Source organism: Phreatobacter sp., from assembly GCF_027532945.1.
In the GTDB taxonomy this organism is placed as follows: Bacteria; Pseudomonadota; Alphaproteobacteria; order Rhizobiales; family Phreatobacteraceae; genus Phreatobacter.
Genome location: NZ_JAPZTZ010000033.1, coordinates 18,911 through 34,316, shown reverse-complemented (window position 1 = coordinate 34,316; position 15,406 = coordinate 18,911). Strand labels below are relative to the sequence as shown.

The window sequence follows — 15,406 nt, the reverse complement described above, 5'->3', positions numbered from 1 at the left end:
TCCGGTTGGCGCGCAGCCCTTACGGTCCGGCCCGGCCTTGGGCGGGGCATGACGGGCGGTGTGGCAGCGGCCGTCACGCCGGCGGCGTATAGCCCTTCGGCAGGCGCGCCCGCTCGATCTGGGCGATGTCGCAGGCCACATCCACCATGGCCGAGAAGTCGTTCTGCCCATAGCCGCGGGCGCGAGCCTGCGAGAAGGCCTCGCGCGCCGCCGCCGCCACCGGGACCGGCACGCGGGCGGCATTCGCCGCCTGCACGATCAGCGTCAGGTCCTTGTGGGCAAGGTCGATGGAGAAGCCCGGCTCGGTGTCGCCGGCCAGCACCTTGTTCGGCCAGTTGACCTTGAGCTGGCCGTTCGTCGCCGTCGTGCCGTAGAGCACGTCCAGTGTCTTGGTGAGGTCCAGCCCGAAGCGCTGCGACAGCGACAGGGCCTCGGCATTGAGCTGGCAGAGGATGATGGCGAGGTAGTTGTTGACCAGCTTCATCCGCGTGCCGGCCCCCGGCCCGCCGGAATGGTGGATCGTCGTGCCCATGGCCTGGAGCAGCGGCAGGGCGCGCTGGTAGTCGGCATCGTCCGCGCCCACCATGAACAGGCTCTGCCCGCGATCGGCGTGCCAGGCGAGGCGGCCGACCGGCGCGTCGACGGCCGTCATGCCGCGCCGCCGCGTCTCCTCGTGCAGGCGGTCGGTGGTCTCCGGGTCGATGGTCGACATGTCCAGGATCATCGTGCCGGGCCTGGCGTGGTCGAGGATACCGCCGGGGGCGAGCACGACCTCCGCCACCTCCTTGCCGGTCGGCAGCATGGTGACCACGATGTCGCAGGAGGCGGCGATCTCCGCCGGCGTGCCGCGCTTTGCCCCCAGCGCCTCGAGCGCCGCCATCGGCGCCTCGACGACGTCATGGACCATGAGCGAGAAGCCCTTGGTCTGCAGGTTCGAGGCCATGCCCCGGCCCATCTTGCCCAGTCCGACGAAACCGATGGTCATGCCTGTCCTCCCCGTGGTCCTCTTGTGTCGGGCGGGGGCTGGCGTCATGGTCCGGCCCTCGCGAAGGACGGGGAGCCTATCCAGCCCATGAATGCCATGCACCCCCAGGCCACGCATGCCTCGCCCGCCGGCTGGCCGATGGACATCTTCGCTGGCCTGAAGGCTGCGGGCGTCCGCCAGGTCGCCTATGTGCCGGATGGCGGCCACGCCGCCCTCATCCGCGCCGTCCACGATGATCCCGGCATGGTCGCCATCCCGCTGACAACGGAAGAGGAGGGCGTCGCGCTCGTGTCCGGCGCCTGGCTCGGCGGCGACCGCGCCTGCCTGCTCATGCAGTCCTCCGGCGTCGGCAACTGCATCAACATGCTGTCGCTGGTGCGCAACATGGGCGGGCCGTTCCTGACCTTCGTGACGATGCGGGGCGAATGGGGCGAGTTCAATCCGTGGCAGGTGCCGATGGGCACCGGCACGCCCGACGCCTTCCGGCTGATGGGCGTCCACGTCATGCGCGCAGACACGCCCGACGCCGTCGGGCCGACGGCGGCTGCCGCCATCCGCATGGCCTATGAGGGCGGCAGCGCCGTCGCCGTGCTGCTCGGCCAGCAGCTCATCGGTGCCAAGGTCTTCGTGAAATGAGCGCGATCCCCGCCCGCCTCGACCGCCGCGCCGTGGTCGCCCGCCTCTTGAAGGATCGGGGCGATGCCATCGTCGTCACCGGCCTCGGCTCGCCGACCTATGACGTCGCCGCCTGCGGCGACCATGATCGCAACGTCTATCTCTGGGGCGCCATGGGCGGCTGCGCCGTCATGGCGCTCGGCCTCGCCCTCGCCCGCCCCGACACGCCGGTCATCGCGGTGACCGGTGACGGCGAGATGCTGATGGGCCTCGGCTCCTTCGCCACCATCGCCGTACAGGCGCCGAAGAACCTCACCGTGGTGGTGCTGGACAACGGCCTCTATGGCGAGACCGGCGGCCAGGCGAGCCACAGCGTGGTCACCGATATCGCGGCGGTCGCGGCGGCGACCGGCATCCAGGACGCCCGCGCCATCGCGGCGATGGGCGACGTCGAGGCGCTCGCCGCCCGCGCCACCTCGCTTGGCAACGGCCCCTGCGTCGCGGTCGTCAAGATCGACCAGGCCGAGCGTGAGCGTGTCCTGCCGACCCGCGACGGCCATGCCATCCGCGTGCGGGTGCGGCAGGCCCTCGGCCTGACGATCGACTGATGTTCTCGGCCGAGGAACTCGAGCGCTACGCCCGCCACATCGTCCTGCGCGAGGTGGGAGGCCCCGGCCAGCAGCAGCTGAAGGCGGCGAAAGTGCTCGTCATCGGCGCCGGCGGGCTTGGCGCGCCGCTCCTTCTCTATCTCGCCGCGGCGGGGGTCGGCACCATCGGCATCGTCGACGATGACGCCGTGGCACTGTCGAACCTGCAGCGGCAGGTCATCCACCGGACCGATGATGTCGGTGTCCTCAAGACCGAGAGCGCGGCCAATGCGATCCGCCGGCTTAACCCGCATGTCGAAGTTGTCTCGCATGTCGCGCGGCTGACGCCGGACAATGCCGCCGGGCTTCTCGCCGCTTACGACATCGTTGCCGACGGCTCGGACAATTTCGCCACCCGCTACGCTGTCTCCGATGCCTGTTTCCATGCCGGAAAGCCGCTGGTGACGGCCGCTGTCGGCACGTTCGACGCCACGTTGACGACGCTGCGCCCGCACGAGACCGGCCCCGACGGCCGCCCGAACCCGACCTATCGCTGCCTGTTCCCGGATGCGCCGCCGCCCGGCACGGTGCCCTCCTGCCAGGAGGCCGGCATCCTCGGCGCACTCACCGGCATCATCGGCTCGATGATGGCACTGGAGGTGATCCGCGAGATCACCGGCTTCGGCGAGGGCCTCGTCGGGCGGCTGCTGATGATCGACACGCGCGCCATGCGCTTCGAGACCGTCCGCTACCGCTGGGACCCGGACAACCCGCTGAACGGCACGACACGTTGATGGCGAGACCGGCCGGCGCTACCATTGGATCATGGACCGCGCCGCCATTCTTGATGTCCTGAAGCGCCACGAAGGTGATCTTCGTCGCCTCGGCGTGCGGCATGCTGCGCTGTTTGGCTCGACCGCGCGAGATGGGAGCGGCGCTTCGTCCGACATCGACATCCTCGTCGATATCGCGGCCGATCATCCGATGGATGTTTTCGGCTATGCCGGTCTTGTCGCCTTCATCCGGGACCTCTTTCCCGCCAGGGTCGATGTCGCCAATCGCGAGACCCTGAAACCGAAAGTGCGGGCATCTGTCGAGCGCGATGCGCTCTATGCCTTCTGATCGCGATCTTTCCGCTCTTCTCGACATCCGCGACAGCATCATGCTCGCCATAGCCTGGACGGCGGGGCACGACGCACTATCGCTGGGCGATGACACCAAGACCCTCTATGCGGTCGTCCGCTGCCTGGAGATCATCTCGGAGGCTTCGCGGCGGCTGAGCCCGGACGTGCGCGATCGCCATCCCGACCAGCCATGGCGCAACATCATGGGGTCCGGGAACATCTACCGCCACGACTACGACGATGTTGCCGCGCGCTTTGTCTTCACGACGGTACGGAACCACCTGCCAAGTCTCCTCGCCGTCGTCGACGCGGAGATCGGCGGTGTCGGCGCTTAGAGCATGCTCGGCAGCACGCGGTCCGGCGGCTTGTGGCCGTCCATGAAGGTCTTGATGTTGACGATGACCTTGTCGCCCATGTCGACGCGGCCCTCGACCGTGGCCGAGCCCATATGCGGCAGCAGCACCACCTTGCCGGCCTTGGCGAGCTTCAGGAGGCGCGGGTTCACCGCCGGCTCGTGCTCGAAGACGTCGAGGCCTGCGCCTGCCAATTCACCCGCCTCGATCATCCGCGTCAGCGCCACCTCGTCGATGATCTCACCGCGGGCGGTATTGACGATATAGGCGTCCTTCTTCAGCAGCTTCAGCCGCCGGGCCGAGAGCAGGTGATAGGTCGCCGGCGTGTGCGGGCAATTCACTGAGACGATGTCCATGCGGGCGAGCATCTGGTCGAGGCTCTCCCAATAGGTCGCGTCCAGCCCCTGCTCGAGCTTCTCCGGCAGGCGGCGGCGGTTGTGGTAGTGGATCTGCATGCCGAAGGCGGCGGCGCGGCGCGCCAGCGCCTGGCCGATCCTGCCCATGCCGACGATGCCGAGCCGCTTGCCATGGATGCGCTTGCCGAGCATCCAGGTCGGCGACCAGCCGCCCCATTCCCCGTGCTCCAGAACCTCGAAGCCCTCGGCGAGGCGGCGCGGCACGGCAAGGATCAGCGCCATTGTCATGTCCGCCGTATCCTCGGTGAGGACGCCCGGCGTGTTGGTGACGGTGATGCCGCGCTGAACGGCGCTCGCCACGTCGATATTGTCGACGCCGTTGCCGAACTGGGCGATGAGGCGCAGCTGCGGGCCGGCCTGCGACAGCAAGGCCGCGTCGATCCTGTCGGTGACGGTCGGCACGATCACATCGGCCTCCTTCACCGCGGCGGCGAGTTCGGCCTGGCTCAGCGGCCGGTCGTCGACGTTCAGCCGCGTATCGAACAGCTCGCGCATCCGCGTCTCGACGCTGTCGGGGAGTTTCCTCGTCACGACGACGAGCGGCTTCTTGCGGTTCGCCATGCCCAAACCTCTGAAAAAGCGACGCGTCCCGGGTGGGAACGGGCGGCCATCAAGCCTGTCTTAACCCTGACGGGCGACACTGCCCACGGCGCGACCTCTCTAACAGATGGGCCGCGCCAGACAAAGCCGTCGGACCGGCCGAAAGCCCCGTCTTTCGAAGGGTCCGAACCTCTGTCTCAGCAGTCTCGTGCCTGCGGGTGAGTTGCGTATGCGTTGCTTCCGATCGATCGCGGCCCTCGCCGCCCTCGTCCTGACTGTCGTCCTGCCGCTTCCGGCGGCGGCGGAGGTCACCGGTTCCATCGGCTCGGCGACGCGCCTGCCGGTGCCGCGCTTCGTCAGCCTCAAGTCCGAGCGCGTCAACGCGCGCATGGGCCCGACCCGCGATCACCAGGTCGTCTGGATCTATCAGCGCTCCGGCCTTCCCGTGGAGGTCACCGCCGAATTCGAGAACTGGCGGCGCATCCGTGACCACGAGGGCACCGAGACCTGGGTTTTCCACTCCATGCTGTCCGGCCGCCGCACCGGCATGGTCATGCCGCGCAGCGGTTCCACCGACCTCGTCGCGCTGATGAACCGCCCCGGTGGTGACCGCATCGTCGCCCGCCTTGAACCCCGCGTTCAGGCCTCCGTGAAGAGCTGCTCCGGCACATGGTGCCGCATCATCGGTCCCGGCTTCGATGGCTGGATCGAGCAGACGCGCCTCTGGGGCGTCTATCCCAACGAAAAGGTCGAGTGACGCGGCGCGCCGCCCTCGCTAGGGTCCGGCCAGTCCCAGCCGCCGGAGCGCCGATGTCCCTGCCGTCTCGTCTCGACCGCGCTGCCTTCCTCGCGCGCTTCGCCGCCGTCTGGGAACATTCGCCCTGGATCGCGGAAGGCGCCTTCGATCGGGGCATCGGCGCAGAGCAGGACACGGCGGAGGGGCTTCACGCGGCGATGGTCACGGTGATGCGCGCCGCCGGTGACGACGCCAAGATGGCGCTCATCCAGGCCCATCCGGACCTCGCCGGCAAGCTCGCCGCCGCTGGTCGTCTCACCGCCGAATCGACCGGCGAACAGGCCTCCGCCGGCCTTGACCGCCTGACCGATGCGGAGCGGACCGACTTCACGCGGCTGAACGAGGCCTACAAGGCGCGCTTCGGCTTTCCCTTCATCCTGGCGGTGAAGGGCCGGACCAAGGACGAGATCCGTGCGGCCTTCGAGGCGCGGCTGCAGAACGATGCGGCTGCGGAATTCGCCGAGGCGCTGACGCAGATCGAGCGCATCGCGCTGCTGCGGCTGAAGGATGTGTTGCCGTAGGGCGTTTGGCTGCAGGGGCTCCATTGCGTCGTGCAAGACGCCGTCACGCGGAGCCGAGCGCCTTACCCCCCGATCACCCGCTCCAGCACCGTCCGAGCCCGCGCTTCCACGGCACTCCGTGCGACGTGCCGCCCGCCGTCCACCACACGCCGGCCCGACACCCAGACCTCGCGGATCGCGCCCGTCGAGGGCCCGAAGATCCACGAATCCAGCACGGCGTCGCCCTCGCGGCCGGCGAAGGCCATGTGCCCGGCGTCGAGAACCACGAGATCGGCCGGCGCGCCAACCACGATGCCGCCTGTACCGAGCCCCAGAGCCTGAACCCCGCCGGCAAGGCACGCCTCCACCAGCGTCCGCCCGGTCGAGCGGCCGCGATCCGCCATGGCGGTGCGGCGGCGGGTGGCGAAACGCTGGGCATAGTCGAGCATGGACAATTCGCCCGCGGCGGAAATCGCCACGTTCGAATCCGTTCCGATGCCGAACAGGCCGCCGCGCACCTTGAAGTCGACGCCGGCGAAGAGACCGTCGCCGAGATTGGCCTCCGTCACCGGGCAGAGGCCGACCACGGCGCCCGCCGCCGCCATCTGCTGCACCTCGGAGGAATCCGCATGGGTGGCGTGGATCAGGCACCAGCGGTCCGACAGCTCCGCCCAGTCGCCGAGCAGCGCGATGGGCCGCGTCCCGTGGGCGGCGAGGCAGTCCTCCACCTCCTTGACCTGTTCGGAGACGTGGATGTGGACGGGACCTTGGCGGAAGGTCGTCAGCAACGCGGTGAGCTCCTCCCGCGTTACCGCCCTGAGCGAATGAGGCGCGATGCCGAAGCCGCCGCGGGCATAGGCCCCTGCCGCCTCCCGCGCGCCCTCCGCCACCCGGGCGAACAGGTCGAGATCGCTGATGAAGCGCCGCTGGCCCTCGCCGGGTGCCAGGCCGCCGAAACCGGAATGGGCGTAGAAGACGGGGAGGATGGTGATGCCGAGGCCGGTCGCCTCGGCCGCGGCGATGCAGCAGCGGGCGAGCTCTGCCGGGTCGGCATAGGGCCGACCGTCGCGGCCGTGATGGAGGTAGTGGAACTCGCCGACCGTGGTGAACCCGGCCTCCAGCATCTCGACATAGGCGAGCGCCGCGATGGCCTCGACATCCTCCGGCTCGAGCGCCAGCGCAAAGCGATACATCCAGTCGCGCCAGGTCCAGAACGAATCCTCGCCCGTGCCGGCGGCCTCGGTCATGCCGGCCATGCCGCGCTGGAACGCGTGGGAATGCAGGTTCGGCAGGCCGGGCAGGGCGATGCCGGGAATGCGCGTCGCGCCGGCCTCCGCGCCGTCGTTGATCGCGGCGATTCGCCCGTTCGCGCCGACCGTCACGGTCACGTTGTCGCGCCAGCCCTCGGGCGTCAGCGCCCGGTCCAGATGGAGCTTGTCCATCGCCGTCTCCATGCTACGGTTTTTCGCCTAGCACTGTTGGGCGAGGAATACGACGTGCCGAGAGCATCCCATGCGCGTTGACCGGCTCTTCCGCGACGCGCGGCTGGCCACCATGGCCGGAACCGGCGCGGACCACGGCCTCGGCCTCATTGAGGATGGCATTGTCGCGACCTCGGGAGGGCGCATCGTCTATGTCGGCGCCAGGGCCGATGCGCCGCGGCTCGATCCGGTGGAGACCATCCGCTGCGACGGCCGCTGGCTCACCCCTGGCCTCATCGATTGCCATACCCATCTCGTCTATGCCGGCAATCGCGCCCATGAATTCGAGCTGCGGCTGAAGGGCGCGAGCTACGAGGAGATCGCCCGCGCCGGCGGCGGCATCGTCTCGACGGTGAAGGCGACGCGGGCGGCCAAGCCCCGCGATCTCGCCGAGGCGACCCTGCCGCGCCTCGACCAGCTGATCGCGGAAGGGATCACGACGGTCGAGATCAAGTCCGGCTACGGCCTCGATCTCGAGACCGAGGAGAAGCAGCTGCAGGTGGCGCGCTCCCTCGCCGAGGCGCGCAATGTCGGCGTGGTCACGACCTTCCTCGGCGCCCATGCCCTGCCGCCCGAGGCCAACGGCGACAAGGCCGCCTATCTCGACCTCGTCTGCCACAAGATGATCCCCTCCATCGCCCGCCACGGCCTCGCCGATGCGGTGGATGCTTTCTGCGAGGGCATCGCCTTCTCGCCCGAGGAGACAGCCCGCGTCTTCGCCGCGGCGGCCAGGCATGGCCTGCCGGTGAAGCTCCATGCCGACCAGCTCTCCAACCTCCATGGCGCGAAGCTCGCCGCCGATCATCGCGCGCTCTCGGCCGACCATCTCGAATATACCGACGAGGAGGGCGCCGCGGCCATGGCCAGGGCCGGCACTGTCGCCGTCCTGCTGCCGGGCGCCTTCTATTTTATCCGGGAGACCAAGTTGCCCCCGGTCGAGGCCTTCCGCCGCCATGGCACGGCCATGGCGCTTGCCACCGATTCCAATCCGGGCTCCTCGCCGCTCACCTCGCCGCTCCTCGCCATGAACATGGGCGCGACGCTCTTCCGCCTCACCGTGGCGGAATGCCTGCTCGGCTTCACCCGTCATGCAGCGAAGGCCCTCGGCCGCGACGATATCGGCGTGCTGGAACCGGGGCGCCGGGCCGACCTGTGCCTGTGGTCGGTGGAACGGCTCGCCGAACTCGTCTATCGGATCGGCTTCAACCCCTTGCATGCCCGCCACCGAGGCGCCTGATGACCGATCTGATCCGCGCCGGAGGCAATGGCCTCGGCCTCTGGCGGCGTGTCGCCGCCGGCGCCAACCCGGCTCTTGATCCGGCCACCGCACCAGCCATCCAGCGAGGCTACGAGCTGCTGATGGCCAAGGCCCGCGGCAACGACGCGGCCTATGGCGTCAATACCGGCTTCGGCAAGCTCGCCAGCGTCCGCATCCCCGCCGACAAGCTGGCGGAGCTGCAGGTCAACATCGTCCGCTCGCACCAGGCCGGCATCGGCGAGCCGCTGGAGGAGCCCATCGTGCGGCTCGTGCTGGCCCTGAAGGCGGCGAGCCTCGCCCATGGCGCCTCGGGCGTGCAGCCGGCGACCGTCGCGCTGCTGGTCGCCATGCTCGAGGCCGGAATCCTGCCGGTGATCCCCGCGCAAGGCTCCGTCGGCGCCTCCGGCGATCTCGCGCCGCTCGCCCATATGGCGGCGGTGCTGATCGGCGAGGGCGAGGCGACCCTGAACGGCGTGCGGATGGATGGTGGCGCAGCGCTGGCGAAAGCGGGCCTGAAGCCCGTCGTCCTCGGTCCGAAAGAGGGTCTGGCGCTCCTCAACGGCACGCAGGTCTCGACCGCGCTGGCCCTCCACGGCCTCTTCCTGATCGAGAACGCCTTCGCCGCGGCCCTCGTCACCGGCGCGCTCTCCACCGACGCCATTGCCGGCTCGGACACGCCCTTCGATGCGCGCATCCACACCCTGCGCGGCCAGCCCGGCCAGATCACCGTCGCCGCCGTGCTGCGGGCGCTGATGGAGGGCAGCGAGATCCGCCGCTCGCATCTCGCCGACGACCCGCGCGTCCAGGACCCCTATTCCATCCGCTGCCAGCCGCAGGTGATGGGCGCAGCGCTCGACGTCATCCGCTCGGCTCAAGCGATGCTGCTGGCGGAGGCCAACGGCGTCACCGACAATCCCCTCGTCATGGCCGACAATGGCGACGTGCTGTCGGGCGGTAACTTCCACGCGGAGCCGGTGGCCTTCGCCGCCGACATGCTGGCGCTCGCGGCCTGTGAGGTCGGCAACCTCGCCCAGCGCCGCTGCGCCATGCTGGTCGACCCGGTGCTCTCAGGCCTGCCGGCCTTCCTCGTCCGCGAGCCGGGGCTGAATTCCGGCTTCATGATCGCCGAAGTGGCGAGCGCAGCGCTCGCCTCGGAGAACCGCCAGAAGGCGGCGCCCGCCGTCACCGACACGATCCCCACCTCCGCCAACCAGGAGGATCACGTCTCCATGGCGACCCACGGCGCCCGCCGCCTCGGGCCCATGGCCGAGAACCTCTGCCGCATCATCGGCATTGAGGCGCTGATGGCGGCGCAAGGCGTCGACATGCGGGCGCCCTTGCGCACCAGCCCGCTGCTGGCGAAGGCGCACGCGGCGATCCGCGCCGTGGCGCCCATGCTCGACCGCGACCGCCCCTTGTCGGCGGAGATGGCCGCGGCCAGTGCCCTCGTCGCGGCCGGCGGCCTGACGACGCCCTTCGGCCATGTGGTCGAGCGGTTGTTCGGAGACATGACATGACCCCCGTCACCGTCATCCCGGGCGATGGCCCGCTCGTCCTCGGCCAGCCGCATGTCGGCACCATGGTCCCGCCAGAGGTCTCGGTGGAGCTGAACGACCTCGGCCGCTCGGTGCCGGACACCGACTGGTGGATCGACCGGCTCTACGAGGGTATTGCCCGCCGCACCGGCGCGACTGTGGTCCGCCAGGAGATCTCGCGCTTCGTCATCGACGTGAACCGCGACCCCTCCGGCGTCTCGCTCTATCCCGGCCAGAACACCACGACGCTCTGCCCGACCACCACCTTTGACGCCGAGCCGATCTATCGCGAGGGCCGCGAACCGGGTCCGGCCGAGATCGGCCGGCGCAAGCAGCTCTATTTCGCGCCCTTCCACGCCGCCATGGCCGCCGCCATCGAGACGACGCGCATCCGCCACGGCTATTGCGTCCTCTACGATTGCCACTCGATCCGCTCCGAGGTGCCGAACCTCTTCCCCGGCACGCTCCCCGTCTTCAACATCGGCACCAATGGCGGCGCGTCCTGCGCCCCCGCCATCCGCGAGGCCGCGATCCGCGAGGCCGAGGCCTCCGGCATGAGCTTCGTCGCCGACGGCCGCTTCAAGGGCGGCTGGATCACCCGCCATTACGGCGCGCCGGAGAGGGGCGTCCATGCCGTGCAGATGGAGCTGGCGCAATCCGCCTACATGCTTGAAAGCCCGCCCTGGACCTATGACGAGGCGGTCGCCGCCCGCACCGAAGCCGTCCTCACCCGCATCGTCGCGGCCATTCTCGACGCCGCCGCCACCCTGGAGCCCTGACCATGGCGACCCGCCTCGACAATTCCCGCATCATCCGCGCCCCCCACGGCATGGCCATGACCGCCAAGACCTGGGGCGCCGAGGCGGCTTTGCGCATGCTGATGAACAACCTCGACCCGGAGGTCGCCGAGCGTCCCAACGAGCTCGTGGTCTATGGCGGTATCGGCCGCGCGGCGCGCGACTGGGAGAGTTTCGACCGCATCGTCGCCTCGCTCCGCTCGCTTGAGGCCGACGAGACCCTCCTCATCCAGTCCGGCAAGCCCGTCGGCATCTTCCGCACCCACACGGATGCGCCGCGGGTCCTGCTCGCCAATTCCAACCTCGTGCCGGGCTGGGCGACCTGGGACCATTTCCATCACCTCGATAAGCTCGGGCTGATGATGTACGGCCAGATGACGGCCGGTTCCTGGATCTATATCGGCAGCCAGGGCATCGTTCAGGGCACCTACGAGACCTTCGCGGAGGTCGCGCGCCAGCATTTCGGCGGCTCGCTCAAGGGCAAGTGGATCCTCACCGGCGGCCTCGGCGGCATGGGCGGCGCCCAGCCGCTCGCCGCCACCATGGCCGGGGCCTCCATGATCGCGGTGGAATGCCAGCCGAGCCGCATCGAGATGCGCCTGCGCACCCGCTACCTCGACGCCGAGGCGCGCAGCATCGACGAGGCGCTGGAGATCGTCGACCGCTCGCACAAGGCCGGCAAGCCGATCTCGGTCGGCCTCCTCGGCAATGCCGCGGAGGTCTTCCCCGACATGGTCCGCCGCGGCATCCGGCCGGACGTCGTCACCGACCAGACCTCGGCCCATGACCCGCTCAACGGCTACCTGCCGGCGGGCTGGAGCCTCGCCCAGTGGGAGGAGGCGCGCGAGCGCAATCCGAAAGCGGTCGAGGCGGCAGCGAAGGAATCCATGGCGGTCCATGTCCGCGCCATGCTCGACTTCCACCGGATGGGCGTGCCGACCCTCGACTATGGCAACAACATCCGCCAGATGGCGAAGGACATGGGCGTCGCCGACGCCTTCGACTTCCCCGGCTTCGTGCCGGCCTATATCCGCCCACTCTTCTGCCGCGGCATCGGGCCGTTCCGCTGGGCCTCGCTCACCGGCAACCCGGAAGACATCGCGAAGACGGATGCCAAGGTGAAGGAGCTGATCCCCAACGATCCGCACCTCCACACCTGGCTCGACATGGCCAAGGAGCGCATCCAGTTCCAGGGCCTTCCCGCCCGCATCTGCTGGGTCGGGCTCGGCGACCGCCATCGCCTCGGCCTCGCCTTCAACGAGATGGTGGCGAGGGGCGAGATCGGACCGATCGTCATCGGCCGCGACCACCTCGACTCCGGCTCGGTCGCCTCCCCCAACCGCGAGACCGAAGCGATGAAGGACGGCTCGGATGCCGTCTCCGACTGGCCGCTGCTCAACGCCCTGCTCAACACCGCCTCGGGCGCCACCTGGGTGTCGCTGCACCATGGCGGCGGCGTCGGCATGGGCTATTCGCAGCATTCCGGCGTCGTCATCCTCGCCGACGGCACGCCCGAGGCCGCGGCGCGGCTTGGTCGGGTGCTGTGGAACGATCCCGGCACCGGCGTCATGCGCCATGCCGATGCCGGCTACGACATCGCCATCGATTGCGCCCGCGAGAAGGGACTGAAGCTGCCGGCGCTCGGCATCGGGGTGTGAGAGAGCGGTGCCGCCCCCTTCACCTCTCCCCAGCGGGGAGAGGTGAGAGGTCGAGCGTCTCTTGGACCTGAGGCGTCCTCGCCTCAGCCCTCGTACTGCCCGACGATCGAGATCGAGCAGACGTTCTGGTGCGGGAAGCCGCCGAGATTGTGGGTCAGGCCCATGCGCGGCAGGTCCTTGCGCTGGCGCTCGCCGGCCCGGCCCTGCATCTGCAGGTACATCTCGTAGATCATCCGGAGGCCCGAGGCGCCGATCGGATGGCCGAAGCACTTGAGGCCACCGTCGATCTGGCAGGGGATTGTGCCGTCGGCGTCGTAGAAGCCGTCGAGGATGTCGTGGATCGCCCGCCCTTCCGCGGAGATGTGCAGGTCCTCCATGGTGACGAGCTCGGTCACCGAGAAGCAGTCGTGCACCTCGATGAGGCTGATCTCGTCGCGCGGGCGCTCGACGCCGGCCTCCTGATAGGCGCGGGTCGCGGCGATGCGGGTCGTGGCGAAATAGCTGCCGTCCCAGGAATTGTGCTGCGCCTCGGTGCCGTTCGACACCGCCACCTGTAGCGCCTTCACCGAGACGAGGTCGCGCTTGCCGAGGCTGCGGGCGATCTCCGGCGTCGTGACGATGGCACAGGCCGCCCCGTCCGAGACGCCGCAGCAATCGTAGAGCCCGAGCGGCTCGGCGATCATCGGCGAGTTCAGCACCGTGTCGATGGTGATCTTGTTTCTGAGGTGCGCCTTGGGGTTCCGGCCGCCATTGTCGTGGCTCTTCACCGAGACATGGGCCATGGCCCGCTTCAGGTCCTCCGGCGCCGAGCCATATTTGGCGCGGTAGGCGGCGGCGAGCTGGGCGAAATAGCCGGGCGCCGAGGCGTTCGGCCAGGTCATGTTCGGCAGCGTGCCGCGACCACGCTGCGGCAGGCCGCCATAACCGGTGTCCTTGAGCTTCTCGACGCCGAGGGCCAGCGCGATGTCGGCGGCACCGGAGGCCACCGCATAGACCGCGCCGCGGAAGGCCTCGGTGCCGGTGGCGCAGAAGTTCTCGACGCGGGTCACCGGGATGTAGGGCAGGCGCAGCGCCACCGCGAGTGGTACGGCGGACTTGCCGACATGCTGCTCCTCGATGGCCGTGCCGAGCCAGGCCGCATCGATCTGCTTGGTCTCGATGCCGGCATCGCCGAGCGCTTCCGTGTAGGCCTCGACCATCAGGTCTTCGGCGTTCATGTCCCAGCGCTCGCCGAATTTCGAGCAGCCCATGCCGAGAATGGCGACCTTGTCGCGAATGCCTTTGGGCATGGTCAGGCCCTCCCAGAAACGTCGGTTTGGGCGGCGGGCGCCGCCTTCCAGAAATAGCGGCGGAAACCGCGCTGGCTGTCGATGTCCTTGACGCGGAACATCATGCGCATGGGATGGCCGACGGCGAGATCCTTCTCGTCGACATCGGTGAAATCCATCATCCAGCGGCCGCCCTCGTCGAACTGGATCATGCCGTAGCAGGCCGGCGGATCCGGTGAATAGGTCAGGCGGTCGGCGGTGTAGGAATTGATCTTGCCGATCTTGGCCGCGAAGGGCTCCGGCTCCTGCGTGTCGATGGCGGTGCAGTTGGGATTCACGCAGACCCGCGTCTTGGGGAACTGCAGCGTGCCGCATGTCGAGCACTTGCCACCGACGAAGGCGGTCACCGTGTGGCGGTTGCGCCAGAGGGCGGACAGCGCCGTCTGCTTGTCGGCCTCGGCGCGCATGCCGCGCTCCAGCTCCACCGTGTCGTTGAAGGCGAGGAATTTGGCGTAGTTCGTCTCCTCGCGGCGGCGGGCGAGATGGCCCTTCACGCCGAGACGCGGGCCGAGCGTGGTGATCGCCTCGGTCACCTCGAACAACAGCACGTCGGCGCCCTGGCCAAAGCCGACCACCATGATGCGGTCGCCGGGCTTGGCCTCTTCCAGCGCCGCGACCAGCATGACGAGGGGGTGGGCCGCGCCGGTCTCGCCGCAGACGGCGTGGAGATTGTCGGCGACCGCCGCGTCGGCGATGCCCGCGGCCTTGGCGACGGAATTGGCGACCTTGGCGAGGACCGCCGGCATGCAGAACCGCGTCACCGCCTCCGGCCCAAGGCCGGCCTTGGCGAGGCAGGCCTTGATGACCGGCGGCACCAGCGGCATGTAGCCGGCGTCGCGGATCCAGCGCTCCTCCCACTGGTAGTCGTACTCGGATTCAGGCGTGCGGTAGTGGTCGACGAAATCGGCGCTGCGGGTGGCCGAGGCGAGGAGCCTGGCGACCGGCTTGCCCTCACCGACGAGGATGGCCGCTGCGCCGTCGCCCGCCGTCATCTCGAGGGGGCTCGCCGCCTTCACCGGCCGCTTTTCGGCGGCGATGACAAGGCTCAAGGGCCCGCCGCGTAGCGCCGCGATGAGGGCGGAGGTGGCGGCGCGCTGGGTCTGGCCGGCATCGGCCGTGGCGAGGTCCTGGCCGAGTGCGAGAGCTTCCGCCACGACGCCGGCGTTCAGCCGGTCGAGGAAGGGGAAGGTGGTCGAGGCGAAGGTCAGGGATTCGAGGCTGGGGGACCCCGTGCCGGCGAGGCAGTCGCGTCCCGCCTCCACCGCCATGGTCACTGGGTCCTCGTCCCAGTTGGCGATGGCGCGCTCGCCCTTGCCCTGGCCCTTCAGGGCGGAATTGAACCAGCCATGCGCCTCGGCGATAGCCTTTCGCTGCAGGCGCAGGCGCGGGATGTAGGCGCCGAAACTCAGGATCCCGAAAGTCATGCTGGAAAC

15 protein-coding genes and 1 pseudogene are annotated in these 15,406 nt (G+C 69.3%); 11 read left to right on the top strand and 5 right to left on the bottom strand.

Annotated features, from left to right (window positions below; translation table 11 throughout):
• Positions 1-73: 73 nt before the first annotated feature.
• On the bottom strand, positions 74-1,033 hold the full coding sequence (locus O9344_RS19940) for an NAD(P)-binding domain-containing protein (RefSeq protein WP_298481369.1): 960 nt from the start codon (positions 1,031-1,033) through the stop codon (positions 74-76).
• A gap of 48 nt (positions 1,034-1,081) precedes the next feature.
• On the opposite strand from O9344_RS19940, the gene O9344_RS19935 reads away from it, so the two are divergent.
• The 5 genes from O9344_RS19935 to O9344_RS19915 are packed head-to-tail and all read left to right on the top strand — an operon-like array spanning position 1,082 to position 3,646.
• Positions 1,082-1,621: a phosphonopyruvate decarboxylase gene (locus O9344_RS19935; RefSeq protein ID WP_298481367.1), complete on the top strand. Its 540-nt coding sequence runs from the start codon at positions 1,082-1,084 to the stop codon at positions 1,619-1,621.
• Positions 1,618-2,208: a thiamine pyrophosphate-dependent enzyme gene (locus O9344_RS19930; RefSeq protein ID WP_298481365.1), complete on the top strand. Its 591-nt coding sequence runs from the start codon at positions 1,618-1,620 to the stop codon at positions 2,206-2,208. The genes O9344_RS19935 and O9344_RS19930 overlap by 4 nt, the downstream gene beginning before the upstream one ends.
• Entirely contained in the window at positions 2,205-2,981 is a 777-nt protein-coding gene (gene moeB, locus O9344_RS19925) for a molybdopterin-synthase adenylyltransferase MoeB (RefSeq protein WP_298481374.1), read from the top strand. The genes O9344_RS19930 and moeB overlap by 4 nt, the downstream gene beginning before the upstream one ends.
• A 31-nt stretch (positions 2,982-3,012) precedes the next feature.
• Entirely contained in the window at positions 3,013-3,309 is a 297-nt protein-coding gene (locus O9344_RS19920; RefSeq protein WP_298481364.1) for a nucleotidyltransferase domain-containing protein, read from the top strand.
• A complete protein-coding gene (locus O9344_RS19915) occupies positions 3,299-3,646 on the top strand; it encodes a HepT-like ribonuclease domain-containing protein (protein ID WP_298481362.1) in 348 nt (115 codons plus the stop codon). Before O9344_RS19920 ends, O9344_RS19915 begins: the two co-directional genes overlap by 11 nt.
• On the opposite strand, the gene O9344_RS19910 is transcribed toward O9344_RS19915, so the two are convergent.
• Positions 3,643-4,641: a D-glycerate dehydrogenase gene (locus tag O9344_RS19910; RefSeq protein WP_298481360.1), complete on the bottom strand. Its 999-nt coding sequence runs from the start codon at positions 4,639-4,641 to the stop codon at positions 3,643-3,645. The two genes, O9344_RS19915 and O9344_RS19910, sit on opposite strands and share 4 nt — an antisense overlap.
• A 208-nt stretch (positions 4,642-4,849) precedes the next feature.
• Between O9344_RS19910 and O9344_RS19905 the strand changes: the two genes are divergently transcribed.
• Positions 4,850-5,377 (top strand): SH3 domain-containing protein, encoded by a 528-nt coding sequence (locus O9344_RS19905; protein ID WP_298481357.1) that lies wholly within the window; start codon positions 4,850-4,852, stop codon positions 5,375-5,377.
• A 59-nt stretch (positions 5,378-5,436) separates the two neighbouring features.
• Positions 5,437-5,937 (top strand): annotated as a pseudogene (gene uraD, locus O9344_RS19900) (2-oxo-4-hydroxy-4-carboxy-5-ureidoimidazoline decarboxylase); the annotation flags it as partial.
• A 62-nt stretch (positions 5,938-5,999) separates the two neighbouring features.
• Here uraD and O9344_RS19895 read toward each other — a convergent pair.
• Positions 6,000-7,358 carry a formimidoylglutamate deiminase gene (locus tag O9344_RS19895; RefSeq protein ID WP_298481355.1) on the bottom strand — a complete coding sequence of 453 codons (1,359 nt, stop codon included), beginning with the start codon at positions 7,356-7,358 and terminating at the stop codon, positions 6,000-6,002.
• A gap of 70 nt (positions 7,359-7,428) precedes the next feature.
• Here O9344_RS19895 and hutI point away from each other — a divergent pair, with 70 nt between their 5' ends.
• The 4 genes from hutI to hutU are packed head-to-tail and all read left to right on the top strand — an operon-like array spanning position 7,429 to position 12,645.
• Positions 7,429-8,634, top strand: coding sequence for an imidazolonepropionase (gene hutI / locus O9344_RS19890; protein ID WP_298481353.1), 1,206 nt, complete (start codon positions 7,429-7,431; stop codon positions 8,632-8,634).
• Positions 8,634-10,172 (top strand): histidine ammonia-lyase, encoded by a 1,539-nt coding sequence (gene hutH / locus O9344_RS19885; protein WP_298481351.1) that lies wholly within the window; start codon positions 8,634-8,636, stop codon positions 10,170-10,172. Before hutI ends, hutH begins: the two co-directional genes overlap by 1 nt.
• Positions 10,169-10,969 carry an N-formylglutamate deformylase gene (gene hutG, locus O9344_RS19880; protein ID WP_298481350.1) on the top strand — a complete coding sequence of 267 codons (801 nt, stop codon included), beginning with the start codon at positions 10,169-10,171 and terminating at the stop codon, positions 10,967-10,969. The genes hutH and hutG overlap by 4 nt, the downstream gene beginning before the upstream one ends.
• Positions 10,970-10,971: 2 nt before the next feature.
• Complete coding sequence (gene hutU, locus O9344_RS19875) at positions 10,972-12,645, top strand: urocanate hydratase (RefSeq protein ID WP_298481348.1); 1,674 nt, start codon at positions 10,972-10,974, stop codon at positions 12,643-12,645.
• Positions 12,646-12,728: 83 nt separating this feature from the next.
• Here hutU and O9344_RS19870 read toward each other — a convergent pair whose 3' ends face one another.
• Positions 12,729-13,934, bottom strand: a complete 1,206-nt coding sequence (locus tag O9344_RS19870; RefSeq protein WP_298481346.1) for an acetyl-CoA acetyltransferase — start codon at positions 13,932-13,934, stop codon at positions 12,729-12,731.
• 2 nt (positions 13,935-13,936) lie between these two features.
• Positions 13,937-15,397: a 3-oxoacyl-[acyl-carrier-protein] synthase III C-terminal domain-containing protein gene (locus O9344_RS19865; protein WP_298481344.1), complete on the bottom strand. Its 1,461-nt coding sequence runs from the start codon at positions 15,395-15,397 to the stop codon at positions 13,937-13,939.
• Between the last annotated feature and the right edge of the window lie 9 nt (positions 15,398-15,406).